This window comes from Campylobacter coli, assembly GCA_039516895.1.
Lineage (GTDB): Bacteria > Campylobacterota > Campylobacteria > Campylobacterales > Campylobacteraceae > Campylobacter_D > Campylobacter_D coli_B.
Window position 1 is genome coordinate 213,401 of sequence record CP154437.1, and the last position, 24,407, is coordinate 237,807.

21 protein-coding genes are annotated in these 24,407 nt (G+C 28.3%); 9 read left to right on the forward strand and 12 right to left on the reverse strand.

Going from position 1 to position 24,407, the window contains the following annotated elements:
* Positions 1-10: 10 nt before the first annotated feature.
* Entirely contained in the window at positions 11-2,377 is a 2,367-nt protein-coding gene (locus tag AAID94_01005; GenBank protein ID XAK24129.1) for a flagellar protein, read from the forward strand.
* Positions 2,378-2,947: 570 nt separating this feature from the next.
* On the opposite strand, the gene AAID94_01010 is transcribed toward AAID94_01005, so the two are convergent.
* Positions 2,948-4,918, reverse strand: coding sequence for a methyl-accepting chemotaxis protein (locus tag AAID94_01010; GenBank protein ID XAK24130.1), 1,971 nt, complete (start codon positions 4,916-4,918; stop codon positions 2,948-2,950).
* A 190-nt stretch (positions 4,919-5,108) separates the two neighbouring features.
* On the opposite strand from AAID94_01010, the gene AAID94_01015 reads away from it, so the two are divergent.
* Positions 5,109-5,537, forward strand: a complete 429-nt coding sequence (locus AAID94_01015; protein XAK24131.1) for a MerR family transcriptional regulator — start codon at positions 5,109-5,111, stop codon at positions 5,535-5,537.
* 8 nt (positions 5,538-5,545) lie between these two features.
* Here the strand turns inward: AAID94_01015 and acr3 are convergent, their stop codons facing one another.
* From acr3 to AAID94_01035, 4 genes are read right to left on the reverse strand one after another with little or no spacing between them, the layout of a single operon-like run.
* Positions 5,546-6,574 carry an arsenite efflux transporter Acr3 gene (gene acr3 / locus AAID94_01020; GenBank protein XAK24132.1) on the reverse strand — a complete coding sequence of 343 codons (1,029 nt, stop codon included), beginning with the start codon at positions 6,572-6,574 and terminating at the stop codon, positions 5,546-5,548.
* Positions 6,568-6,990 carry an arsenate reductase ArsC gene (locus AAID94_01025; GenBank protein ID XAK24133.1) on the reverse strand — a complete coding sequence of 141 codons (423 nt, stop codon included), beginning with the start codon at positions 6,988-6,990 and terminating at the stop codon, positions 6,568-6,570. The genes acr3 and AAID94_01025 overlap by 7 nt, the downstream gene beginning before the upstream one ends.
* Complete coding sequence (locus AAID94_01030) at positions 6,987-7,304, reverse strand: metalloregulator ArsR/SmtB family transcription factor (protein XAK24134.1); 318 nt, start codon at positions 7,302-7,304, stop codon at positions 6,987-6,989. The genes AAID94_01025 and AAID94_01030 overlap by 4 nt, the downstream gene beginning before the upstream one ends.
* A 10-nt stretch (positions 7,305-7,314) precedes the next feature.
* A complete protein-coding gene (locus tag AAID94_01035; GenBank protein ID XAK24135.1) occupies positions 7,315-8,262 on the reverse strand; it encodes a permease in 948 nt (315 codons plus the stop codon).
* Between the two features lie 148 nt (positions 8,263-8,410).
* Here AAID94_01035 and AAID94_01040 point away from each other — a divergent pair, with 148 nt between their 5' ends.
* Positions 8,411-9,604: an MFS transporter gene (locus tag AAID94_01040; protein ID XAK24136.1), complete on the forward strand. Its 1,194-nt coding sequence runs from the start codon at positions 8,411-8,413 to the stop codon at positions 9,602-9,604.
* On the opposite strand, the gene AAID94_01045 is transcribed toward AAID94_01040, so the two are convergent.
* The gene (locus tag AAID94_01045) at positions 9,601-9,933 is read right to left on the reverse strand and encodes a helix-turn-helix domain-containing protein (protein ID XAK24137.1); all 333 of its coding nucleotides are present in this window, start codon (positions 9,931-9,933) and stop codon (positions 9,601-9,603) included. The two genes, AAID94_01040 and AAID94_01045, sit on opposite strands and share 4 nt — an antisense overlap.
* 191 nt (positions 9,934-10,124) lie before the next feature.
* Between AAID94_01045 and AAID94_01050 the strand changes: the two genes are divergently transcribed.
* The 4 genes from AAID94_01050 to AAID94_01065 all read left to right on the forward strand — a co-directional run bounded on the left by AAID94_01050 (position 10,125) and on the right by AAID94_01065 (position 15,502).
* Positions 10,125-10,760, forward strand: a complete 636-nt coding sequence (locus tag AAID94_01050; protein ID XAK24138.1) for an NAD(P)-dependent oxidoreductase — start codon at positions 10,125-10,127, stop codon at positions 10,758-10,760.
* Positions 10,761-11,098: 338 nt separating this feature from the next.
* The gene (locus tag AAID94_01055; protein XAK24139.1) at positions 11,099-12,118 is read left to right on the forward strand and encodes an alpha/beta hydrolase; all 1,020 of its coding nucleotides are present in this window, start codon (positions 11,099-11,101) and stop codon (positions 12,116-12,118) included.
* Positions 12,119-12,126: 8 nt separating this feature from the next.
* Complete coding sequence (locus AAID94_01060) at positions 12,127-12,549, forward strand: cyclophilin-like fold protein (GenBank protein ID XAK24140.1); 423 nt, start codon at positions 12,127-12,129, stop codon at positions 12,547-12,549.
* Positions 12,550-12,772: 223 nt separating this feature from the next.
* Positions 12,773-15,502 (forward strand): AAA family ATPase, encoded by a 2,730-nt coding sequence (locus AAID94_01065; protein XAK24141.1) that lies wholly within the window; start codon positions 12,773-12,775, stop codon positions 15,500-15,502.
* Between the two features lie 160 nt (positions 15,503-15,662).
* Here the strand turns inward: AAID94_01065 and AAID94_01070 are convergent, their stop codons facing one another.
* Entirely contained in the window at positions 15,663-16,541 is an 879-nt protein-coding gene (locus AAID94_01070; protein ID XAK24142.1) for an aminoglycoside 6-adenylyltransferase, read from the reverse strand.
* A 103-nt stretch (positions 16,542-16,644) separates the two neighbouring features.
* On the opposite strand from AAID94_01070, the gene AAID94_01075 reads away from it, so the two are divergent.
* The gene (locus AAID94_01075) at positions 16,645-17,154 is read left to right on the forward strand and encodes an NAD(P)H-dependent oxidoreductase (GenBank protein ID XAK24143.1); all 510 of its coding nucleotides are present in this window, start codon (positions 16,645-16,647) and stop codon (positions 17,152-17,154) included.
* A 238-nt stretch (positions 17,155-17,392) separates the two neighbouring features.
* Positions 17,393-18,508, forward strand: coding sequence for an N-methyl-L-tryptophan oxidase (gene solA / locus AAID94_01080; protein ID XAK24144.1), 1,116 nt, complete (start codon positions 17,393-17,395; stop codon positions 18,506-18,508).
* Between the two features lie 32 nt (positions 18,509-18,540).
* Here the strand turns inward: solA and AAID94_01085 are convergent, their stop codons facing one another.
* From AAID94_01085 to AAID94_01105, 5 genes are all read right to left on the reverse strand, one after another.
* Positions 18,541-20,028: a class I SAM-dependent DNA methyltransferase gene (locus AAID94_01085; protein XAK24145.1), complete on the reverse strand. Its 1,488-nt coding sequence runs from the start codon at positions 20,026-20,028 to the stop codon at positions 18,541-18,543.
* Positions 20,029-21,099, reverse strand: coding sequence for a Fic family protein (locus tag AAID94_01090; protein XAK24146.1), 1,071 nt, complete (start codon positions 21,097-21,099; stop codon positions 20,029-20,031). It abuts the gene before it with no gap.
* A gap of 356 nt (positions 21,100-21,455) precedes the next feature.
* Complete coding sequence (locus AAID94_01095) at positions 21,456-22,685, reverse strand: restriction endonuclease subunit S (GenBank protein ID XAK24147.1); 1,230 nt, start codon at positions 22,683-22,685, stop codon at positions 21,456-21,458.
* A 31-nt stretch (positions 22,686-22,716) separates the two neighbouring features.
* Positions 22,717-23,262: a DUF4411 family protein gene (locus AAID94_01100; protein ID XAK24148.1), complete on the reverse strand. Its 546-nt coding sequence runs from the start codon at positions 23,260-23,262 to the stop codon at positions 22,717-22,719.
* The gene (locus tag AAID94_01105; GenBank protein XAK24149.1) at positions 23,255-24,346 is read right to left on the reverse strand and encodes an ImmA/IrrE family metallo-endopeptidase; all 1,092 of its coding nucleotides are present in this window, start codon (positions 24,344-24,346) and stop codon (positions 23,255-23,257) included. The genes AAID94_01100 and AAID94_01105 overlap by 8 nt, the downstream gene beginning before the upstream one ends.
* Between the last annotated feature and the right edge of the window lie 61 nt (positions 24,347-24,407).

Genomic DNA, 24,407 nt, shown 5'->3' on the forward strand with positions numbered 1-24,407 from the left:
TAATTATTGTATGAAAATTATATTTTTGGTATTGCTGAGTATTTGCACTCTTTTTTCTTTTGAATTAGCCCTAAATACAGGCCGCGAGAACAATCAAGCTTTTGCGGTCTTACATGCTAGTAATGACTTAGATTTTACTTGTCAAAAAATTATTATTGAAGATAAAATGCATTTTGAATGCGAGATTATGGGTATAGTGGATAATAAACTAAGTGATCAAAGCTTTACTGCTTTTGATTTAAAATTTATCAAAGAGCCTCAAAAGATTAAAATGATTATTATACCTAAAATAAGCGCAAGAATGTTTGATCTATCGCAAAATATTTATGCGGATAAAGAGCTAAATTCTTCAAGCATGCATAAAAGCAAGAGTTTTACTTTTATTTTTACTCCAGAATTAGAGCATGTAAAAGATTATGATGGACTTGATTTTAATATCAATTTCCCGCATGAAAGCTTGCCTTATGTTGGAGCTTTGGATTTAAATTCAGATCCTGTAATTATCCCTCAAAGTGCTGATATCAATACTTATTTGCGTATAAAAAATGAGTATGATAAGGCCAACTATACTCAAGTGATTACAGATGCTCAAAATGCCATCAATCGTTATCGTGGTAGTATTTTTATGAATGAGTTTATACTTTATAAGCTTAGAGCACAAAGCCAAATTTACACTCAAGATCCAAGTATGCGCGATCAGCAAGTTTTGGAAAAAATGATTGATGAGGCTAAAAATTGGAATCGTACTTTTACAAGTGATAAGAATTTTCCAGAAGTTTTGCATATTATGCTAAGAACCTATATCGCCTTATCACAGCGTGCTGATATAGAATATATTATGTCGATTTTAAATAACGAACAACCCAATAGTTATTTTACTCAGCTAGCAAGACTTGATTATGCTGATTATATCTATCCTTTAAATGAGAAAGAAAGAGCTATAGATATTTATGAGGATATTTATTTTAATACTAAAAATTTAGATTTAGCAGCAAGAGCAGCGATGAGTTTAATCAAAGATTATCTTGCTAACAATCAAATCGATAAAGCTGTGCAATATGTCAATACAATTTTAAAGGCTAATCCTGAATATTTTCCAAAGGATATGTTTAGATCTTTGGAGCTTGCTAAACTTTTTAATCAGCACAAACAATATGACATAAGTGCAAGTATTTACGAAGATGTTTTTTTAAAAATGCCTAAAATTGATAGTAGATATGAGCAAGTTTTAAAGGATCTTGCTTTAACATTAGCTATGACTTCAAGATCAAGTGATGCTAAAAAATATCTTGATTTGTATATGGATAATTATTTAGATGGAAAATATTTAGATGAAATTAGAAAAGCAAATGATGAGGTTTTCTTTGCTTTAGCGGATAATAATGCTACATTTTTGCATCAGCGTTATGCAAATTTAATGAAAGAATATGCTCAAAAAGATGAAAATATAGCAAATAAAGCCTTAGATGAGGATGTCGCGCTTTATTATAAAGAGGGTAATTTAAGTGCAGTGTTAGCCTATAAAGATCAGATAGAAAATAAGAAATTAACAAATTCTACAAAGTTGTTAGAGCAAGCAGCTACTCAGCTTCTAAATAATGACTTAAAAGCCGATAATTGTATCAATGCTGTTAATATATTTACACAATTTAATTCCTATGAAATTGGACAAAAGATAGAAAATAAAAAACAAATGCTAGCTTGTCTTATAAGAACTTCAAATATGCAACAAGCAATGGATTATATCGATAAAAATCATAATGAGGATTCTATTTTTTATGGTTTGCAAAAAGCATCTATACTTTATGATAATAAACAATATCCATTAGCTTTAAATATAGCTCGAGAAATATCAAATTCTAGAATTTTAAAGAGTGATGAGGAGAATTTTAAAGCTTATTATTTGCAATTTTTGTCTTATTTGAAAATGGATGATTATAATATGGCTATCAAAATTTTACAAATTTTAGAGAGCTTTCCTATGAATTTTACAATGGTTGAAGCTTATGATAATTTATTAATTTACGCAAACGATCACAATATGCAAACAACGATTTTAAATTATGCACCTAAGGCTATTGACTATCAAAACCTAAAAGGAATCAATCTCTTTAGTCCAAATTTAGAGTTTATCTATCTTGATACCTTGGCTAAAACCAATCAAAATGAAGAATCTTTAGCAGTATTAATAGATTTGTTAAAATTAAAGCTTTCAGATGAAGATAGGGCTAGAGCTTTATATATACAAAGTATGACTTATGAAAGAATGCAAAATACTCAGGCGCAAAAAGAAAGTCTAAAGCAGTGTTTAGAGCTTAAAACTACTTCTAACTGGCAAAATTTATGTCGAGATAAAAATCAAATTTTAGCCCAATAAGCTTAATTTGATTTTCTATATGTATTGAAATAGTTTTTGTTTTAATTGTATAGTATGGCTTGAATTTTTTAAATCATCGCAATAAAAACCAAAATCATATTTTATTTTCTAAAAATTCCACTATATTTTTTTGTAAAAACCTTTTTATTTCTTATATAGATCCTTTCTATGTTAGTTTAAAATTTTAAGTATAAATATGCATAAATTTACAAACAAGCAAAAAGTTATATAGTGTATGTTAGCTGTTTAAGTAATTTATAAAGTGAGTAATTTTTAGAGTAGACAAATGAAGTTAAGCAAGGAATTTAATCAAAAAAAGGCGATTTATTTTAAGCTAAATGAGAAATAAATTCAATAGATACGCAACTAATACACAAAAGCAATAATATCAAAAAATATAGAATAAATCATCAAACAAAGAACTATATAAAACAAACTAACCCAATCTACCTAGGTATTAATGAATAATGAATTAAAGATATCAACAAGTAATCAACTAAAAGTGTTAATGAATTAAATCTTTAGATTGATACTCGCATATCAATCTAAATTTTATATATCAGTCTCTAATTAAAACCTTTTCTTTTTCACATCTTCAAGTATATTATTAGCTATATCACTTACAGTATTAGAAATAATAGCAGACTCATTAGCAATCTCTACATTATCCTTAGTAGTTTGATCAATTTGAGCTACACTCTCATTGATTTGAGTAATACCTGCAGTTTGCTCTTTAATAGATTCTGCCATATCATTGATAGATTGAACCAATAAATTAGTATTAGCTTCTATTTCAGATAAAGACTTTTGAGTTCTTTCAGCTAGCTTTCTAACTTCATCTGCAACAACTGCAAATCCTCTACCATGTTCTCCTGCTCTTGCAGCTTCAATAGCAGCATTTAATGCTAGAAGATTGATTTGATCTGCAATATCTCCAATAATACCTGTAACATTCTTAATCTCTTCAGATTGAGTGATAACATCACTGGTTTTTACAGAAACATTTTGCATAGAAGAAGTAATCTCTTCTAAAGCAGCAGCTGTTTCTTCCAAAGAAGCTGCTTGAGAATTAGAAGATGAAGTAAGATTTTGAACTGCACTTTGAAGTTTAGAACTTTCACTGGCTAAGTGATTAGCAAAGTCAGAACTTTGTTTTAACATCTTAACGATTTCATCTCCTAAAGCATTGGTAGTGATTTCAACATTACCACTAGCATTATCAAGTTTATTTCTAAAGTCTAAAGACTTATATTCTTCAAAGATCTTATGAATAGCATTCATATCTGATCCTACTTTAGTTTGTAAAACATCTAAAAGTCTATTAAGAACATTTTTAAGTTCTATTAATTGTGGATTTCTAGGATTAGCTGTAATTCTTGCAGTAAGATTACCACTTTCTACTACTCCTACTGTTTCAACACTTTCTTTTACTGCTTTAGCATCTTGTTCTAAACCTTGTTTAGTAGCAAGGATGTTTTCGTTGATGGCTTTAGAGATTTGACCAAATTCATCATTAGTTTTTACATCAATAGTAGAAATATCTTTGGTTTTATGGTTGATGAAGCCAAAGAAAGAATTAAGTCCTGCTTGGATAGAGGCGAGTGGGGAGAGGTAGTATGATACAATAAAATAAAGTAAAAGCACACTACAAGCTATTATAATAATTACTGCTATAACTTGGACAAAAGCTGTTTCTGCAATAGGTTTATCAATAACATCATCACTTTCAGTAGCACAAGCTAGATAAGCAAATACCTTTGTACAAATTCCCAATCTGTCATCTCCGTTTAGGGTATAATCAAAAAATTTATAATCCCCATTTGCTTTATAGGCATTTAAAACAGGAGAATAATCTATAGATGGATCAAGCAATTTAGTATCGGTTGCGGCAAATACTTTATTTTCTCTATCAAATACAAAAACATTTCCTGGAGTTTTTGCAATTTGATTTTGAAAGCTTGTTAATAAAACATCTATACCTAGAACCCCGATAAATTTACCATCTTTATAAAGAGCTTTAGAATAAGTGATAACAAATTCTTTGGTGACTGCATCGATATAAGGGTGACTTGCGGCAAATGTATCTGTTTGCATAGCACTTTGATACCAACCTCTTGTAGTTGCATTATAATTGTTTGCTTTGCCATTGATTCTTGCGTTTATGCCCTTTTGATCACTGATTCCATCACTGATGACATTTTCACCATTGCTTTGTCCAATAAAGGTTGCAAGAGCGTTAATAGTATGACGATAGTCTTTCAACATCGGGCTTGCATATTGAATGAGATTTTCTTGCGAGTTAAGAGCCTCATAAGGCAAACTCAAAATATCTTTTGCTAAATTTTCAAGCACAACTATATTTTTAGATCTAAAGTCTTCTACTATATTTTGTGAACTTTTGAGTAGGTTAGTTTGTTCTCTAAAAGTTGCTTCATATAAAGAATTTTTTGTAAAGTAAAAACTTACAACACCTAAAATAATTAAAGCGAAAATTGCAATTAAATTTGCAATAAGCGAAAGCTTTATTTTTATACTATTCATAAAATGAACCCCCTATGATATAAAATATAAGTTAGTTTTAAAAAACTTACCTTGTAAGTGTAACAAAAAATAATTTAATCATTGCTTTTTAATTGTAATACTTTAATTTTACTTTTAAAAAAGAGCTAACTAATGATTATTTTAAATTAACCTTATATATTCTATAATTTTATACTGAAAGGAAAATAAAATGGCTTATACTATAAAAGAAGTTGAAAAAGAAACAAAAATAAGCTCGCATACGCTAAGATTTTGGGCTAAAAAAGGTTTATTTCCCTTTGTGCAAAAAGATGAAAATGGAGTGAAGTATTTTTCAAAAAGCGATATAGAATGGGCAAAATGGATAGAATGGCTTAGAATTTCAGGTATGCAAATCGAACAAATCAGACACTATATAAAGCTTTGCTCTTTAGGTATAAAAACTGCCAAAGAAAGACAAGATATGTTAAAACAAGCAAAGAAAAAGCTACAAACTCAAATTAAAACTCTAAAAGAAAGTGAAAAAGTTTTAAGTAAAAAGATAAAAATTTATGAAGAAATGCTTGCAAATGAAGTTGATGGGTTTAATCCAGAAAGCAAGGATTATCAACCTTGCGATAAGTTTTGTAAAGAGTCATGAGGCTTGATTCATTTTTTAGAATTTAAACTTTTACCCAATGCCCATTTTACAAGTAAGATAAGTACAGGAACTTCTACTAAAGGACCTATAATGCTTGCAAAAGCTTGTTCTGAGTGAAGCCCAAAAGTAGCAATGCAAATGATTATAGCCAATTCAAAGTTATTTCCACTTGCGCTAAAGCATAAAGAACAAGTTTTAGGATAAGAAAGATGATTTTTCTTAGAAATAAACCAAGTTAGAAAAAACATGATGATAAAATACAAAGTCAAAACAAAGGCTATTTTTAAAGCTTCTAAAGGCAGGTGAAATACTTCATTTGCTTTGTAAGAACACATAATGATAATAGTTACTAGCAGGGTGATAAGAGTTATAGGGCTGATTTTAGGTAAAAAGGTATTTTCGTACCATTGTTTGCTTTTGCATTTTAAAAGTAGGGTTCTTGTTATAAAGCCCATTAAAAAAGGAATTCCTAAATAAATCAAAACATTTTTACTTAGAGTCGAAAAATCTATATCTAAACTTGTAGCTAAAGTGCTTTGACCTAGTAATTTTGGTAAAAAATCTAGATAAATATAAGCCAAAGTGGAAAAAAATAAAATTTGAAAAATGCTATTCATCGCTACTAAAGCACTGGTGTATTCTCTATCACCTTTTGCTAAATCGCTCCATACTACCACCATTGCGATACATCTTGCCAAGCCGATGATGATAACTCCTTGCATATATAAAGGCTCGTCTTTTAAGAAAATAAAAGCTAAGACAAACATAAGCAAAGGGCCTATAAACCAATTTAAAATCATAGAAAGCAAGATAACTTTTTTAGAATCAAATACCTTTGAAAGCTTCGCATAATCAACCTTAGCTAAAGGCGGATACATCATCAAAATAAGACATAAAGTCAATACTACATTTACAGACTTGTATTCAAATAAATTCCAAAATAAAGCGATATCAGGGAAAATGATACCCAAAACCAAGCCTAAAAAAATAGCTAAAAATATCCAAAGCGTTAGAAATCTATCGATAAAACCTAACATCTAAAGTCCTTAAGAGAATTTGTCTTTATGGCTTGTAAAAGAGCTGTCAGTTTAGAATCTAAAATTTGAATTATTTTTTTAAACTCATCATCACAGCTTCCGCTAGGATCTTTTAATCCAAAATCAAAATAATACCTTGATTTTAAGCTAGGACAAGCCACGCCACAACCCATACTTACAACTATATCTAAATTTTGAGGTAAGGAATCGATGAGTTTAGAATAATGCTTTTTCATATCGATTTGATAAATTTCACGCATAAGTCTTATGGCCTGCAAATTTACACCCTTAGAAGTGTCACTTCCTGCAGAAAATACTTCGATATCTATGCCCATTTTTTCAGCTTTATGCCTAGCTAGTGCTTCTGCCATTTGAGAACGGCAGCTATTATGAATACAAATAAATGCAAGTTTCATTTATCATCCTCGCAAGTATTGTTTTCTAAAACTACAATGTCAATATCTAGATTTTTAATATTTTCAAAAAGATCAGAATGCAGTTTTAAAAGCTTATCACTGATACCATAATACGCCCAAGTCCCCTTGCGTTTGACATATAAAAACCCTGCGTCTTTTAAAATTTTTAAATGTCTTGAAAGCCTTGATTGTCCCATATTTAAAAGCTTTTGCAAATCACACACGCAAAGTTCTTGATATTTTAAAAGATGGTATAAGATAAGCACTCTGCTTTCATCATTGATCGCTGAAATAATGGTTAAAAACTTTTGCATTTATTTTTCCTCATATGAAATTTATAAGCATGCCAAAAGATATGGCTACGCTTAAAATGATAGTTACAAACAATAATAAAAATTTCATCTTAAACATTTGCTTAAGTAAAACAAGCTCGGGTAAAGAGCATCCCGCACCTGCGATTAAAAAACTCATGATCACCCCTTGAGAAATTCCCATTTGCAAAAGTATCAAGCCTATAGGGATAATGGTTTCTACTCTTAAGTAAAGTAAAACTCCAAAAAATGCTGCTAGAATAATGCTTAAAATTTCATTGCCACTTAGGTATTTTTGTAAAATTTCTTGAGGGATAAAATCATGGATCAAAGCCCCTATAAGCACTGCGATTACGATATAAGGTAGTAATTTTTTATAGTTTATAACACTTTCTTTGAAAAGTTTTTTGAAATTTATCTTTGTATCGTTAGCTTTGTTTTGAGTGTTGGTGCAACAAGAGCTTGGTTTAAAGACTATTTTGCCTATGTTTTTAGCATTTTGTGTGAAAATGCTTGGAGCTGAATTTTTAGGAGTATGCTTTAAAAAATACTCTTCTTTAAATTTTGAAAAAATAAGAGAAATTATAAAAATAAAAATTACCAAAAACAATACATACACAAGACTTAATTTCAAGCCAAAGGTAACAAAAAGCATGGTAAAAATGATAGGATTTATAAGAGGTGAGGTAAAAAGATAAGCCAAGCACACGCTAAGTTTTACCCTAGCTTCTAAAAATGCTTTTAAAAGCGGTATGGTAGAACAGGAGCAAAAAGGCGTTAAAGCACCTAAAAATATAGCTTTAAAATAGCTTGAAATTTTATCTCCGCTCAGTTGTTTTCTAAACATTCCTTCGTATTTTTGGTTGATAATGCTAATAAGAAAAGAAATTCCTATAAAAAGTACAGAAAGTTCGACAAATAGATACAAAAACTCTTTAAAAGTGCTAAAAAATACTTGCATTGTTTTTCCTAAAAATTTTTTAGAGCAGTGTAATATAAATTTATTAATATATCAAGATATATTTATATATTGATTTTATAAATTACCACTTGACTTAGAGCTACTCTCATCTTTTATAATTGCAAAAATTTTAAAATAAAGGGCAAAAATGCAAGCTTTGAATCAAGAAAAATCTAATTCTTTATCGGATATAAAAATTATTTTAGTGCTGTGTTTAGGCGTATTTGGGATTTTAAGCACAGAGCTAGGGATGATGGGTATAATTCCTATTGTTTCTCAAAATTTTAGCGTAAGTATTTCAGATGCAGGTTGGAGTGTGAGTATTTTTGCACTTGTGATTACTTTTTGCGCTCCTATTGTCCCGCTACTTTGTGCAAATTTTAATCCCAAAAAACTTATGCTTATTTGTTTAGCTGTATTTATCTTAAGCTCGTTAATCGCTGCTTTTGTGAGTGAATTTTGGCAATTGCTTGTTTTTAGAGCTATTCCTGCATTTTTTCATCCTATCTATATAGCACTAGCTTTAAGCATGGCTGCAAATTTGGCATTGGATAAAAAAGATATTCCTAAAAATGTAGGGAAAATTTTTGCAGCTGTGAGTGCAGGTATGGTTTTAGGAGTACCGCTTACTAGCTATTTAGGTGGAAATTTCGGCTTTGAAATTTCGATGTTGTTATTTGTGTTTTTAAATCTTTTATCCTTTGTGGCTACTTTATTTTTTGTGCCGAATTTCAAAAAAGAAAATAAGGTCAAAATAGGCAAGCAATTACTTATTTTAAGGTATCCGCTTTTATGGATAAGCATACTTTGTGTTGTTTGTATCAATGCTGGAATTTGGGGATTTTATTCTTATTTTTCTGATTTTTTATTGAGTATTTCGAAAATAAATTTTGATTTAATCAGTATTATTCTTGCTCTTTATGGTTTTGCTAACATTATAGGCAACAATCTTGCACCAAAACTGCTTATAAAAAATGTTAATTTAAATTTGATTTTTACACTTTTGTTGATGATTGGAATTTATGTACTTATTTTTAATTTTTATTATCAAAATATGATTTTAATGATACTAGCTTTTATTTTGGGTATTTTAGGTGGAGTGATGAATAATGGAACCCATTTTTTAATAAGCCATCCTTTTCCTAGAGCAAAAGATTTTACTAATGGGCTTTTTATAAGCGTTGCAAATATAGGACTTAGCATCGGCACTGCTATTTGTGGACTTGTCATTTCTTTAAGCAATACGCGTTTTATTGCTATAAGTTCTGTTATTTTACTAAGCTTTGGAATTGTCATGATTTTATTAAGAGATAAAATTCAAAGTATGAAATTAAGGTTTTAATTCATATTTTTGTATTTATCTCCCCAAATTTCAAGACTTTTTAAAACAGATTCTAAGCTACTGCCAAGCAAGGTAAGCGAATATTCAACTCTTGGTGGAACTTCCGCATAAACTTTGCGTTTTAATAGCTTAGCTTCTTCTAGTTCTCGTAAATTTTGTGTAAGTACATTTTGAGAGATGTTTTGATTTTTTGTAGCTGAAATATTTTTTCTTAGTTCCCCAAATCTCTTTTCTCCATCTAGCAATTCTCTAATAATGAGAATTTTCCATTTGTTGCCAATAAGATTGAGCGTTGTTTCAACAGGACAGGGGGAGTGATATTTTTTCATAGTTTAACCTTATTTTTTAAAAATTATAACATATTTTTTAAATTTTTTATCCTTATAAAGATACTATATATACACATTACTCCTAAAATAAGTATTATATTATAAAATAATACCTACTTGATTTTTAAATGTTAGTTTATTTATAATTTTAATATCATATTTATATATGAATATCTTTTAAAGGATAAGCAATGAAAATAGCAATTTTATGCGCAAGTGGTAAAACAGGCAAGGCAATAACTAATGAGGTATTAGATCGCGGTTTAAATCCTGTATGTTTCGTGCGCGATAGTTCTAAAATGAGTGAGTTTGAAAAAAATGTTCAAATAATACAAAAGGATCTTTTCTTATTAAATTCGCAGGATTTAGAACATTTTGATGTAATCATTGATGCATTTGGGGAATGGCAAGATTTGAGTTTGCATAAAAAGCACATAGAATTTTTAAGTAAAATTTTGCAAGGAAGTCGTGCTAAAGTGCTTGTTGTAGGAGGTGCTGGAAGTTTATATATGGATAGTAGCCACAAGACAAGATTGATGGATATGCCAGATTTTCCTAAAGAGTATTTGGGTGTAGCGCAAGCAACTGCAGAGGTGCTTACATTTTTACGCGATGAAAAGGGCTTTAAATGGGTGTATGTTAGTCCATCTGCAGAGTTTGTGCCTGCTTTGCCAAAGAGTAATCATTATAAAATCATAGGTGAAGAATTTGAACTGAATTCAAATAATGAAAGCAAAATAGGTTACAGGGATTATGCAAGCGCTATGATGGATATTGCATTAGATTCTAATTATGAAAATGTTCGTGTTGGTGTTATAGCTTTATAATTTAGCAGTATTTTGCAAAAAATTTGCAAAATACTTATATAATTTATTATTAATTAAAATATAAAGATTTAATAAATTGCATATAATGTTAAAAAATCCTGAAACTTTATATTTTAAATAAAATAACCTACTATAAGCCTTTAAATTCTTACATAAAAAAATGACTAAATCTAAGTTAGCACAAGTTTTATTTAGATGACGGTTGTTTTTTAGAGCAATGATTTTTAAGATGAAATAAGAACCTAGGTAAAATTTTTTAAAAGAAATTTAAAATTTATCTTGACTTAGAGCTACTCTCATTTTTTATAATTGTGAAAATTTTGAAAAGGAGCTTCACAATGAAGAATAATTTTTTTAAATTATTGCTTATGGTTTTATTGATTGGAGGTGCAAATATGCTGTATGCAACTACTTGGGATAAGGTTTTTACTCAAAGCGATAAGGTAAAAATACAAAAAGTCACTTTTAAAAATCGCTATGGTATTACTTTGGTTGGGGATTTATATATCCCAAAAAATGCAAAATCCAAAAAGCTTAGTGCAATTGCGATTAGTGGTCCTTTTGGAGCGGTAAAAGAGCAAGCTTCAGGATTTTATGCGCAGACTTTAGCCGAATCAGGTTTTGTTGTTTTAGCTTTTGATCCTTCCTTTACAGGAGAAAGTGGAGGAAGTCCTAGAAATGTGGCAAGTCCTGATATCAACACAGAAGACTTTAGTGCGGCGGTGGATTTTTTAAGCAATCTTGCAAATGTTGATCCTAGTAAAATAGGCATTTTAGGAATTTGTGGTTTTGGTGGTTTTGCTTTAAATGCAGGTTCTATGGATACAAGGATAAAGGCTATCGTAACTTCTACAATGTATGATATGAGCAGGGTTAATGCTTATGGATATAATGATAGCTTAGACAAACAAGCAAGATATGAGTTAAAGAAAAAGCTAAATGAAGCACGCACAAAAGATTTTAAAAATGGTACTTTTGAGCTAGCGCCTACTTTACCACAAAAACTTAGCGGCAATGAGCCACAATTTATCAAAGAATATTGGGAGTATTATAAAACCAAAAGAGGTTTTCATAAAAGATCAATCAACTCAAATGGTGCGTGGAATGCTACCTCATCGCTTGGCTTTATCAATGCTCCTATTCTTGAATTCAGCGATGAGATAAATGTTTCTGTGCTTATGATACATGGAGAAAATGCACATAGCAGATATTTTAGCGAAGATGCTTTTAAAAATCTAAAAGGCGATAATAAAGAGCTTTTGATCGTAAAAAATGCTAATCATGTGGATTTGTATGATAATGCAGATAAAATCCCTTTTAGCAAAATCGCAGAATTTTTTAAAGCAAATTTAAAATAAGGAAAGAGATGAAAAAGATTTTATTTGTAATAATGCTAAGTAGCATGCTTGCTTTTGCTGATTTATCAAACAAGGGAGATTTAATGCAAATAAAATTACTTTTTAATGGCAAGGAATTGCTTGTAAATTTAGAGCAAAATGAGGCTTCAAGGCAGTTTTACAACACCTTGCCCTTGGAGTTAGAATTTAGTGATTTTATAGGAAAAGAAAAAATCGCACATTTACCCAAAGCATTAAATGCGAAAGGAAGTAGTGCTTATAAGCCGCAAATTGGGGATTTGTTTTATTATGTGCCTTGGGGAAATATAGGCATTTTTTATGAGTTTCAAAATGCAAATGAAGATTTGGTATTTTTAGGAAAAATACAAGGAAATTTAGAGTTTTTAAAAATGCAAAAAGGCGATTTTAAAGTAAGGATTATAAAGAAGTAAATTTAGCTTATGTAATTGTAGAAGTGGAAGGGAAGGATACTGGGTAAAATATAATATTAAAGAAGGATTTGAAATTACTTAAATTTAATGAGAGCTGTAAAACTACAAATTATTTTAATAAAACTTGATTTTAAATAAAAATTATATAAAATACAAAAAAATAATTAAAGATTTTGATATAATTTTTAATTATAAGTAAATTTCATATTTGAGAAAAAATGGTTTGGAAAATAATATACTGACACAGATTTTGGATATTGATCGCAATATTAATAAAAATATTGCTAAGAATAAGAATAAAGAAGAAAGAGGTTTTTTATCTCAGAATATTTTAAATGAGTTAAGAAATTTATTAGAACATATAGCTTTATATATTTATAATATTGATACGAATCAGCAATTAGATAGTATTTATAAAAACTTGCAATCAGGCTTAAAACACATTGAAGATAAAAGAAAATATAAAGATATAAAAAATTTTCATAATTTACTTCAAATTTCGGTATCTCATTATACACCTAATGAAGAAGCTGCTGAAAGATTAATGTTGAAATATTTATTCTATTTATTTCAAATAAGGAAATTTTGTAAAGAATTTTTGGATATCCAAATATTAGATAATTTACAAGAATTTCCAGCAAATCTTGATACATTAAGTTTTCAATATTATGAGCGTGTTGTTGATAAAATTAAACAAACAAGTGTATTTAATGATACCAAAACAGATAAATTTTATATTCAAAAAGTTAAACCATTTATAATTAATGAGGAGATATATTATGAAATAACTTTTACTATTGCAAGGGATAATGTAAGTAAATTTGATAAATTAATTGCTTTTTCAAAAGATTATATTCCTAGCAATTATTCCACAAAATTAACTTTGTATTATACAAATATAAAACTACTAAATTTGCAAATTCCTATTATTTTAATTCTTCAGTGGAATATAGATATTCGTCCTTGTGAGTTTACTAATTTTTGTTTAATATTCAATAAGAAACATATACAATTTGCAAGGAATCGTAATTATGAATATTTTATGCAGTTTCTCACAAAGGGAGAGTTTAATTTACTCGATATTGTAAAATTAAAAACTCAAGAATATGATAAAATAAAAAATAATTTTAGCAGAGATGCTAATCTGAAGCATTTGTTTACTTGCTTGGATATAGCAAGAAAGATAATTTCAGAAAATAAATCTGGGACAAATATTCTTAGTTATATATTATATACAATGAATAATCAAATTATTAAAAAACAAATTAAAAAGAAAAATAGCTATGAACCTAATCAAGAACTATCAAATTTATTTTTAAAATATGAAAGTATTCCATTTGATGAAATGCCGTTTTGTTCGAATCCGGCAGGACATATTCCAAAATTAAATGTTTTATTTGAATGTATTAGTTTAAATAATAGGGAATACGAATTATTGGCTAGGAAGATTCAGTATAATTCAGAGGTAAATGGTTCTTTGTATACCAGCTTGGAAGATTTTAAAGAAGATAATATTGAAGTATTGATAGAAAAATATAATACAGCATTATATAATGGACATAAGAAAAATAGATCAATAAAAAAACTTCATGATAAATTTTTATTTATAAATGAATATCAAGATACACTAATAGAGATAATTCAATTATTAAATAATTTTACAAAAAGTGGTCTTGATCATTATAAAGAAAATATAAACGAATGGTTGAAAGAATGTAATCAATTAGATTGCAAAGAAAAAAAGGATTATTTAAGCAATCTATTTTGCAATTCAAAACTAGCATTGATATATGGAGCAGCTGGAACTGGAAAAACAACATTAATAGAACATATATCTAGTTTTTTTCATGATAAGAATAAATTATATTTAGCCAATACAAATACGGCTGTTAACAATTTAAGACAAAGACTTGATATTCAAAATTCATCTTTTTCTACTGTTGCTTCATATATAGCAAATAAAAATAATATTTCGAAAAAATTTGATATTGTATTTATTGATGAGTGTAGCACTATTAGCAATAAAGATATTTTTAGTGTTTTAGATGATATAAAGTTAAAGTGTGAAATTTTAATTTGTGTAGGCGATATATATCAAATTGAATCTATCAGGTTTGGAAATTGGTTTTTATTTGCTCAAAAATTTTTTTCAGATATTCAATTGGAGTTAAAGCATATTTATAGAACAAAAAGTGAGAAATTGCAATTATTATGGGAAAGAGTTAGAACACTTGATGAAAGCATGCTTGAGGCTATTGAAAAAAATAATAGTTCTGAAAATATTCAAAATTTTAATTTTTCACGAAGTGTAAATGATGAAATTATTTTATGTTTGAATTATGGTGGTATATATGGAGTAAATAATATAAATAAATTCTTACAAGAAAATAATCCTCATAAATCATTTTATTTTAATGGATTATCTTATAAGGTCAATGATCCAATTTTATTTAATGAAAATTCATCAAGTTTTGGCGAAGAATTTCATAATAATCTTAAAGGAATTATAACTAATATCGAAGAGGATGAGAAAACTATAAATTTTACTATTAAGATTAACAAGATAATACAAAATATAAATAACAATTTTAAAATAGTAGCTAAAGATGATAAAGGTACTGAAATTAAATTTAGTGTTGCAAGCTTAAATTCAGATGAAGAAGATGATAATAGCAATATCGTTCCTTTTCAAGTAGCATATGCTATTTCTATACATAAAGCACAAGGCTTAGAATATGATAAAGTTTCTATTGTTGTAGCTGATGAAATTGAAGAACAAGTTACACATAATATTTTTTATACAGCAATTACCAGAGCTAAAAAAGAATTGAAAATATATTGGTCTGCAGAAACTGAAAATAAAATATTGAAATCTTTAAAAATCAAAGATATAAATAAAGATTTTCATTTATTTAAAAATAATATTCAAAATATAAAAACATTAAAAAATTAGTAAATTTTTAGTTTTACACTATTAAATGTTAGTTTTTGTGTTTTTATAGATTAATTGTTCAAGGAAAAATTTAAATATTGGTTTCAATAAAGATAAAAAATACTTTAGAAAAATATATAATCAAGCATAAAGATTAAGATAAAGCTAGAAAGGAAAATAATTACAATTTTCCTAAAATTTTACAATACCTTTTCACATTTTTTCGGTAAGGAAAAAGCTTGAAGTCATTCTTTTTTGCTACAAATTTAGCATTTTTATGAAATAAAATTTCAAGTTTTTTTCTTGTTTTTTTGATTTGTTTAATTGAAGCAGTGTTAAAAGAATTTAAAATAACTTTTACTTCTTTTTGTTTTAAAAATTTTAAAATATCAGTATTTTTCTTACCTAGCCAAATTTCAAAGCCAAATTTAAGCCCCACTTTAAAGCTAAGCATATCAAAAAGTATCTCACGCATAGAATTTAGCAAAGAATTTGCTAAGATCAATTGCTTTCTTAAAAGAGCTTTTTCTAAATTTGCAAAAGTCCAATAAAACTCATTACTTACCTCATCAAAATCTTTTTTTGTTGGCTTTTTTATGCAAAAAGCACTTTTATGTTGAGGCTTTTTAAATTTTCTATCTTTGTCCACAAGTACCTTGCTTAAAGGCTCGAATTTATAGTAAAATTTTAATGCTTCTAAGGCGATAAATTTAAAATCTACCCTTGTTCCATTTTTAAAAATTACTAAAAAACTCACCCAATTTTTGGGTAAGTCACCCTCATAAAATTCAAAGCCTTCTGGTGCTTGATAAAGTAAAATTTCTCCAAATTTTTTGATAAATTTAGGTAATTTCGCCTTTTTGATTGCTTTGTTTTTCTTTAAATTTAAAAATTTTCTTAAATTCTTGTGCTTTATGAAAAATGAAACATCATAGTCTTGATAGCAATCTTGAATAGCTCTTTTATTTACCCTTGATCCCTCAAGTGTAACAAGGCGTATGTTTTTATCTAAAAGTGCTAATTTTTTAAATTGTTTTAAAAATTTATCTTGATTTTGCATCAATGCCCTTAAAAATGATTTTAATTATACAATATTTTATATTTTGCAAGCTTTGTTACTCTTATATTTTATAATGCAACAAATATAAAAAAAAGGAGAAAAAATGAAAACTTTAATCATTTTCGCACATACATTTTGGGAAGATTCTAAGGTAAATAAGGCTTTGTTTGAAAGCATTAAAAATTTAAAACAAGTGCAAATTCACAATCTTAGCGAAATTTACAAAGAGGGCAAAATCGATGTCAGTAAAGAAATGGATTTGTTGAAAAATGCCGATAAAATCATCTTTCAATTTCCACTTTTTTGGTTTAGCACCCCAGCACTTTTAAAAGAGTGGCAAGATAGGGTTTTAACAGCAATTCTTTATGGAGAAAATAAAGAACTTTTAAAAGATAAAAAATTTCAGATTGTAACGACTTTAGGTGGCGCACAAGAGAGTTATGACGGGCATCATGGTGCGACTTTAGAAGAGCTTTTAAAGCCGATTTATTATACATTTGAATATCTAGGATGTAAGAGTTTAAAGCCTTTTGCAATCTTTAGTGCAAATGCAAACAAGCTTGATTTAAAAGCTTATCAAGACGCTATAAGTCAAAATTCAGGGTGTTCTTAAATACTTTTTATAAATTTAAGAAAATGCTTACAACTTACAAAAAATTTCTAAAACTCTAGCAATATAAAAAGCTTGAATTTAAGGTGATTAATCGCCTTAAATTTTTTAATTAAATTTTAATCCTCAAAATTTCTAAGTAAGGGATAAATTTGTATTTTTTATAAACACTGAACTAATATTTATAGTATAATTTTTTCCTAAATTTATGTATCAAATTGGTAGCACAAAGGAAGATAAAATGACTTATGACATAGCGGTTATTGGAAGTGGTAGTGTGGGGAGTTTTGCGGGGTATTATGCGGCTAAAATGGGTTTAAAAACCTGTCTTATCGATAAATTTCAAGCACCCCATACCCAAGGTTCTTATCATGGCGATACAAGGATTTTTCGTATAGCTTATGGCGAGGGTGAAAAGTATATACCGCTTTTACAAGAGGCATACACGCTTTGGGGAGAATTTGAAAAGGAACAAAATATCAAGCTTTTTGAGCGTTGTGGGCTTTTAAATATCGGCTCAAATTCTACTTTTATGCAAAATGTGCTTTCGAGTGTGAAAAATTATGATCTTAAAGCAAAAATTCTAAATGCCAAAGAATTGCAAGAAAATTATAATATTTGCGTATCAGATGATTTTTTCGGCGTGTTAGAAACAGATACAGGCTTTGTGTATAGTGATTTGAGTGTAAAAAGTGCTATCAATGCTGCTTGCAAGCTTGGCGCGCATACTTTGTGTGATGAAATCGTGCGTATATGTAAAGAAAATGGAGTGTATAAAATACAAACGCAAAATTCTAGCATACAAGCAAAACAAATTCTAATCAGTGCAGGAAGTTATGTCAATGAAGTGTTGAGCGTGTGTGAATTTGACTTGCCAAAAGTGCCTGTGGGCATTAGACGCAAAGTGGTGAATTGGTTTGATACGGATTCTTATAAACTCTCACAAGGTTTTCCAGCATTTATACTCGAATTTGAAGACGATTATTTTTATGGTTTTCCTGATTTTGCAGATGGATTAAAAGTAGGTAGAGATAGAGTAGGGGAGATCATTAGCACCCGCGAAGAACGCGTGGAATTTGGATCTTATGAGCAAGATACTCTTGATATAGGCAAGCATATCAAAGAATTTTTTCCTGATTTAAAAGATTTTAGCAAGGGCAGTGTATGTACTTATCCTTTAAGCCCTGATGATGATTTTATCATCGATTTTTTAGATGAAAATCTCTTTTTTATGGGTGGGCTTAGTCATGGGTTTAAATTCGCTCCCGCACTTGGACTTTTAGGCGTGAAAGCATTGCAGACTCAAAAGCTAGATCCGAGTATAAAGCAGTATTTTAGCTTAAAGCGTTTTGGATAAAGCCGGATAACCCTTATATTTAAGGGTTATCTTTAGATAATGTTTTGTATTTTTTGTAAAAGCTCATTGGCTTTTTCTTGATTTGCCTTTAAAGTGCTTAGGATCTCTTCTACTTCACGCAAGGTTTTTTCTTCTTTGGAATTTGGATTTTTAGCACTTATATCATAGTTTCTTTCCTCAAGCTCTTTTATGCTGACTAGATAAGAATGAGGAGTGATTTTTCTTTCCTTATAGATTTTTAAAAATTCCTCAAAATGTGCGTATTCTAAAGGCTTGTTTTTGGTGAGTTTAAAAGGCGGTATAAGCTCATAATAATACACCTTATCATCTTCACCGCAAATGCTTCTTTTTCCTTTTGAGAAAAAAAGCACATTGGTTTTTACCGCACTATAAGGCAAAAATACTCCGCTTGGCAAGCTTAAAACGCATTCGAGATTGAAATTTTCTAGCAAGTCTTTTTTCACACTTACAAAGGCATTTGAATTTTGAAAAAGCACGCCCTCAGGCACGATTATGGCACATCTTCCGTTATTGTTTAAAGATTTTAAGATATGTTGTAAAAATAAAAGCTCAGTAGCGTTTGATTTTATGGGAAAGTTGTTTTGAATTTGTTCTTTTTCCTTGCCTCCAAAGGGTGGATTTGCCAAAATCACTTCATATTTTTCGCTTTGGGTTATGTCTGTGATTTTTTTATTTAGAGTGTTTGTTTTGATGATGTTTGGAGATTTTACCTCGTGTAAGATCATATTCATCACGCCCATTGCGTAGCTTAGCGGGGTTTTTTCTTTGCCAAATAATGCATCATTTTGTAAAAATTCAAGCTCTTCTACGCTCAAATTTGCTTTTTTGTTTTTACTCCTGTCTTCATACAAGATATGCAAAAAACTTTCTACTAAAAACCCACAACTCCCACAAGCAGGATCATAAATCCTTTCTTTTGCCTTAGGATCTATCACTTCTACCATAGCTCTTATCAAAGGGCGTGGCGTGTAAAATTCTCCACTATTTCCCCCATCGCTTCCCATATCTTTTAAAAGCTTTTCATAAACTTCACCTAAAGCAAATACATCACTTTCTTTACTAAAGCTTAGCTCATCGACTAAATTTATAACCTCTCTTAAAGTGTGTCCATTGGCTATGCGATTGTCTATAAACTCGAAAATCCCGCCTATTTTATACTCTATGCTTTTGAAATTTTCATTATCTTTGAAGCTTTTTAGATATGCAAAAAGCTCGTTATTTACAAAGCTAAGCAAATCATCTCCGCTTAAAGCATTTTTTACATCAAGTTTGCCTTCACTTGTTTTTGGAGCTGCCCATACTCTCCAGCTGAATTTTTCTTCTAAGATGCTTTTATATACTTTATCATTTAAGATAGCTTCTAGTTTTAATTCCTCTTCATAATCATCTAAAAATTTTAAAAACAATATCCAGCTGATTTGCTCGCTATAATGCATCGCACCGCTTATACCATCATCGCGTCTTAGTATGTCTGTTATTTTGTCGATTTTATTTTGCATTTAAAAAATTCCCTTTTTAAAAAGTCTTAAAAGTTCTATATTTATATAATAATGATTTCTGCCTATTTTAATACATTCTAATACCCCTAAATTTTCACAAATTTTAAGATATTTTGAAGCGCTTTGCCTAGAAATATTTAATTTTTCTATCAAAAAATCTATCTTTGTATAAGGATGAGAAAACAAAAGCTCTACAAAGTCTTTACTATAAAAATTGGTTTTATTTTGCAAAATTTCGCTTACATTTAGCATCATTTTTTCTATTGTGGTAATAGTTTCAATAGTTTTTATAGCAGTTTGTTCTACGCCTTTTAGTATGTATTCTATCCATTCTAAAATCGCTCCTTCATCTCTTACTTTTTGCAAAAGACTATAATACTCCCCTTTGTTTTTTACAATATAAGCACTCAAATATAAGATAGGCAAATCAAGCAAGCCTTTATAAACCAAATAAAGTATATTTATAATCCTGCCTGTTCTGCCATTGCCATCATAAAATGGATGAATGCTTTCAAATTGATAATGAATGATTGCCATTTTTACTAAAAAATCAAGCTCATCTAAAGTATCATCGTTAATGTATTGCTCTAAATTTCTCATAAGTTCTTGTATGTCGCTATGATTTTGTGGGGGTATGTGTTTGATTTCTCCTGTGATAGGGTTTTTAAGCATAGTGCCGCTTTGTTTTCTAAAGCCTGCATTGTTTCCTTCTAATCTTTTTTGAATTTCTAAAATGTGTGCGATTCTCAATAAACGCTCTTTTTTTAAAAGCTCATACCCTTTTTTCAAAGCACTTTCATAGTCTTTTACTTCTTTTGCTGCTCTTGTAAGTTTGCTTTCATCGATTTGAGATAAAAAAAGTTCATCATGGGTTGTGATTATGTTTTCTATCTCACTTGAATCTTTTGCTTCTTGCAAAATTAAAGCATTGATTAAAATGTTTGGATTAGGGATACTTTTGCTAAGTCCGTTGAGTTCTGCTAATTTTCTTGAAGCTTTGATGATAAGGCTGTAAATATTTGAATTTAATTCTATATTTAGAGGTAGTTTTGGGGGTATGAATTCTTTCATGATTTTTCCATATGTTAAAATTTCTAAAAATTTTTAACATTATAAAAGAATATGTTAAAAAATCAAAAAATTTTAACATATCTAGCTAATGTGTTAAAATTTCTAAAAATTTTTAACATTATAAAAGAATATGTTAAAAAATCAAAAATTTTTAACATATCTAGCTAATGTGTTAAAATTTCTAAAAATTTTTAACATTATAAAAGAATATGTTAAAAAATCAAAAATTTTTAACATATCTAGCTAATGTGTTAAAATTTCTAAAAATTTTTAACATTATAAAAGAATATGTTAAAAAATCAAAAATTTTTAACATATCTAGCTAATGTGTTAAAATTTCTAAAAATTTTTAACATTTATAAATTTCCTTTAAAAGCTTTATCTAGCAATGATTTTTTAAGCTCTTGTAAGTCTTTTATCTGTGCTTGATAGTTTTGCTTTAAATTTTTTACATGAGAAGAAAGCTCATCTAAATGCGAAGCGATTTGCTCTTGCTCTTTGAGTGGGGGTAGGGGGATTTCAATTTGTTTGAGTTTATCTATATTTAAATTTTTTACAGTAGAACCAGAGGCTTGGTAGGATAAAAAGTTATACATAAAATTACTAGAAAATAAATAGTAAAAATACTCTTTATTTAAATTAATTTTTTCTTTTAACAATAGCCAACCATCGTGAATTGCACCTTTTTGTAATTTCACAATAACAGGTTTGCCAAAACTCATTGAATTTGAAACTAATAAATCTCCCTCAATGACTAATTTACTTTTTTTAAGTCCTTCTTGTATGATTTTTTCTTCTGTTTTATAGAGATATTTTTGATTTTTTATATCGCCGATTTTAATCCAATTTATACCATCTTCTTTATCTGTTAAAAATTCTTTAATAGGTCTAGGAGAGCCCCCTCTTTCAATATTAAAAATTTCTCCTAAGCTTTTCCATTCCCAACCTTGTGGGAGTTTGTAGTTTTCTTTGGCATTGTCTTTTAAGGGATTGAAAGCTTTTTGTAAGGCACTTTGCATTAACTCATCTAAATTTAGCAAATCCTGCTCTAAGATTTTTATACTCTCATCTATCTTTGCAAAACTCTCATCTAAAATTCCCACTATCCTTTCTTGCTCTTTGAGCGTGGGTAGGGGGATTTCAATTTGTTTGAGTTTATCTATATTTAAATTTTTTACAGTAGAACCAGAGGCTTGGTAGGATAAAAAGTTATACATAAAATTACTAGAAAATAAATAGTAAAAATATTCCTTATTTAGATTAATTTTTTCTTTTAACAATAGCCAACCATCGTGAATTGCACCTTTTTGTAATTTTACAATAACAGGTTTGCCAAAACTCATTGAATTTGAAACCAATAAATCTCCCTCAATGACTAATTTACTTTTTTTAAGTCCTTCTTGTATGATTTTTTCTTCTGTTTTATAGAGATATTTTTGATTTTTTATATCGCCGATTTTAATCCAATTTATACCATCTTCTTTATCTGTTAAAAATTCTTTAATAGGTCTAGGAGAGCCCCCTCTTTCAATATTAAAAATTTCTCCTAAGCTTTTCCATTCCCAACCTTGCGGTAAATTTATCATTTTATTTTTGTCCCATTTGTTAAATTAAATTTTAAAAAAGACTTCCTAAAATGTTATATTGTATTTTTATTTGTTTTTTAAGAAACTGAGATAAACTAATACAATCTATATTTTTAAAATTGCATATTGCTGGAATCTTTTTAAAAATTTTACTATCATTGCTATTTATCGTTTCTTCTGTTATTATTGTTATGTTTTTATTACTTAAAGCATAAGAAATTAATGCAAAATCAGCACTTTTTATGAAATTTATTTTTTGTTGCTCATATTCCTCTTGATTTAATTTTTGTTTCATTCCTTTTATAACAAAATTATTATCAATTAAATTATGCCATTTTGCATCAATTATAAAATCTTTTTGTTTTGGGGATTTTATTCTACCTAATTCTTGAAATTCTTTAAAAACTAAACCAGATGATACTCTTTTACACTCCATTTTAACTTCGTTTAATAATAAAAAACTATTGTCATTAAATCCACTCAGTAAAAATTCTCTCAATATTAAATCTTCATCGAACGGAATGTAGTATCTAACAAAACTTATCAAAGAACTTGTATCAAAAAGGTATTTATTCATAAATAAATCCTTCAAAATCATCATTTTTTATTTCTTTGGAAAATTCTGTGCGTATTGTATACTCATCAATAACATCATTTAAAAATGCATCTACGAAGATATCTTTTTTTAAAGAAGAAATAATTGGTTTGGATGGTCTGTATATAGCTCCTTTTGATTTTGATATTTCTGATTTATTTTTATAATCATCTTCCAATTCTTTATTTAACTCGTGATATCTTTGCCAACTAATTTTTTTGTTATTAGTATAATAATAAAAGATAGCAAGTCTGCTAATATGTTTTTTTTTGGAAATTTTTAAAATCATTTCATTATTGATATCTATATCATGCTTGGCAATATTATTTAATTCATCTATTTCACTACCTATTAAAAAATTAAAAGCAAATTCATTACACCATTTTTCTTCTAAATCCACACTTTCATCAAAAATATTTTTATCAATATGTTCATGAGTTAATAAATAATGGCCAAGTTCATGAGCTAATGTAAAAATTTCTCTTTTTCTAGATTGTTGTTTTCTTAAAACTATAATATTTGGCTCCATAAAAAAACCACATAAATTACTTTTAAATTTTAAATTTGAATGTTGCACTTCTTCTATTACAAGAATATTATGTTTTGCAAGATTATCTATAAAATATTTTAAAAATTTTTTATCATCACTAATATTTTTATCTAACAAAAATTGCATTTGTGTAGCAACTTCACAAGGCTTGTCATTGATAGAAAATTTTTCTAACTTTCGTGAAGTAAAGTCAAAATTTGTTAATTTAGCCAAACCTGTAATATAAGAAATATTTTGTTCCATTTTAGAAATTAATTGTTTATCTCCTATGCTTAATTCTTCTTTTATATTATTTTTTCTAAATAAAATACTTGATTTATTTGCAATGGAATTTGGATTTGTATAAAAATCTAATCCTCTTTTAAAAATTGCATCAATCTTTTGCAAATCACCTTTTGTTAAAGGATTTTGAATTTTTTCAACCCCGATATATTTCGCAAATTCATCAATAGAATTAAAATCAAACAATTCCAACAAATAATTCAATCTATCAAAATTAATATCTATACTAGCCATTGATATCTTAATTCTCTTTTTAATAATCTGTATAATAAAAATTTTATCATAACTAGATTAA

Coding starts and splice junctions, on each gene's coding strand:
- AAID94_01040 (XAK24136.1), top strand. CDS start 8,411: ATGCAAGCTTTGAATCAAGAAAAATCTAATTCTTTATCGGATATAAAA.
- AAID94_01100 (XAK24148.1), bottom strand. CDS start 23,262: ATGAATAAATACCTTTTTGATACAAGTTCTTTGATAAGTTTTGTTAGA.
- AAID94_01050 (XAK24138.1), top strand. CDS start 10,125: ATGAAAATAGCAATTTTATGCGCAAGTGGTAAAACAGGCAAGGCAATA.
- AAID94_01030 (XAK24134.1), bottom strand. CDS start 7,304: ATGCAAAAGTTTTTAACCATTATTTCAGCGATCAATGATGAAAGCAGA.
- AAID94_01035 (XAK24135.1), bottom strand. CDS start 8,262: ATGCAAGTATTTTTTAGCACTTTTAAAGAGTTTTTGTATCTATTTGTC.
- acr3 (XAK24132.1), bottom strand. CDS start 6,574: ATGTTAGGTTTTATCGATAGATTTCTAACGCTTTGGATATTTTTAGCT.
- AAID94_01085 (XAK24145.1), bottom strand. CDS start 20,028: ATGCAAAATAAAATCGACAAAATAACAGACATACTAAGACGCGATGAT.
- AAID94_01105 (XAK24149.1), bottom strand. CDS start 24,346: ATGGCTAGTATAGATATTAATTTTGATAGATTGAATTATTTGTTGGAA.
- AAID94_01090 (XAK24146.1), bottom strand. CDS start 21,099: ATGAAAGAATTCATACCCCCAAAACTACCTCTAAATATAGAATTAAAT.
- AAID94_01095 (XAK24147.1), bottom strand. CDS start 22,685: ATGATAAATTTACCGCAAGGTTGGGAATGGAAAAGCTTAGGAGAAATT.
- AAID94_01005 (XAK24129.1), top strand. CDS start 11: ATGAAAATTATATTTTTGGTATTGCTGAGTATTTGCACTCTTTTTTCT.
- AAID94_01075 (XAK24143.1), top strand. CDS start 16,645: ATGAAAACTTTAATCATTTTCGCACATACATTTTGGGAAGATTCTAAG.
- AAID94_01055 (XAK24139.1), top strand. CDS start 11,099: ATGAAGAATAATTTTTTTAAATTATTGCTTATGGTTTTATTGATTGGA.
- AAID94_01015 (XAK24131.1), top strand. CDS start 5,109: ATGGCTTATACTATAAAAGAAGTTGAAAAAGAAACAAAAATAAGCTCG.
- AAID94_01060 (XAK24140.1), top strand. CDS start 12,127: ATGAAAAAGATTTTATTTGTAATAATGCTAAGTAGCATGCTTGCTTTT.
- AAID94_01045 (XAK24137.1), bottom strand. CDS start 9,933: ATGAAAAAATATCACTCCCCCTGTCCTGTTGAAACAACGCTCAATCTT.
- AAID94_01025 (XAK24133.1), bottom strand. CDS start 6,990: ATGAAACTTGCATTTATTTGTATTCATAATAGCTGCCGTTCTCAAATG.
- solA (XAK24144.1), top strand. CDS start 17,393: ATGACTTATGACATAGCGGTTATTGGAAGTGGTAGTGTGGGGAGTTTT.
- AAID94_01070 (XAK24142.1), bottom strand. CDS start 16,541: ATGCAAAATCAAGATAAATTTTTAAAACAATTTAAAAAATTAGCACTT.
- AAID94_01010 (XAK24130.1), bottom strand. CDS start 4,918: ATGAATAGTATAAAAATAAAGCTTTCGCTTATTGCAAATTTAATTGCA.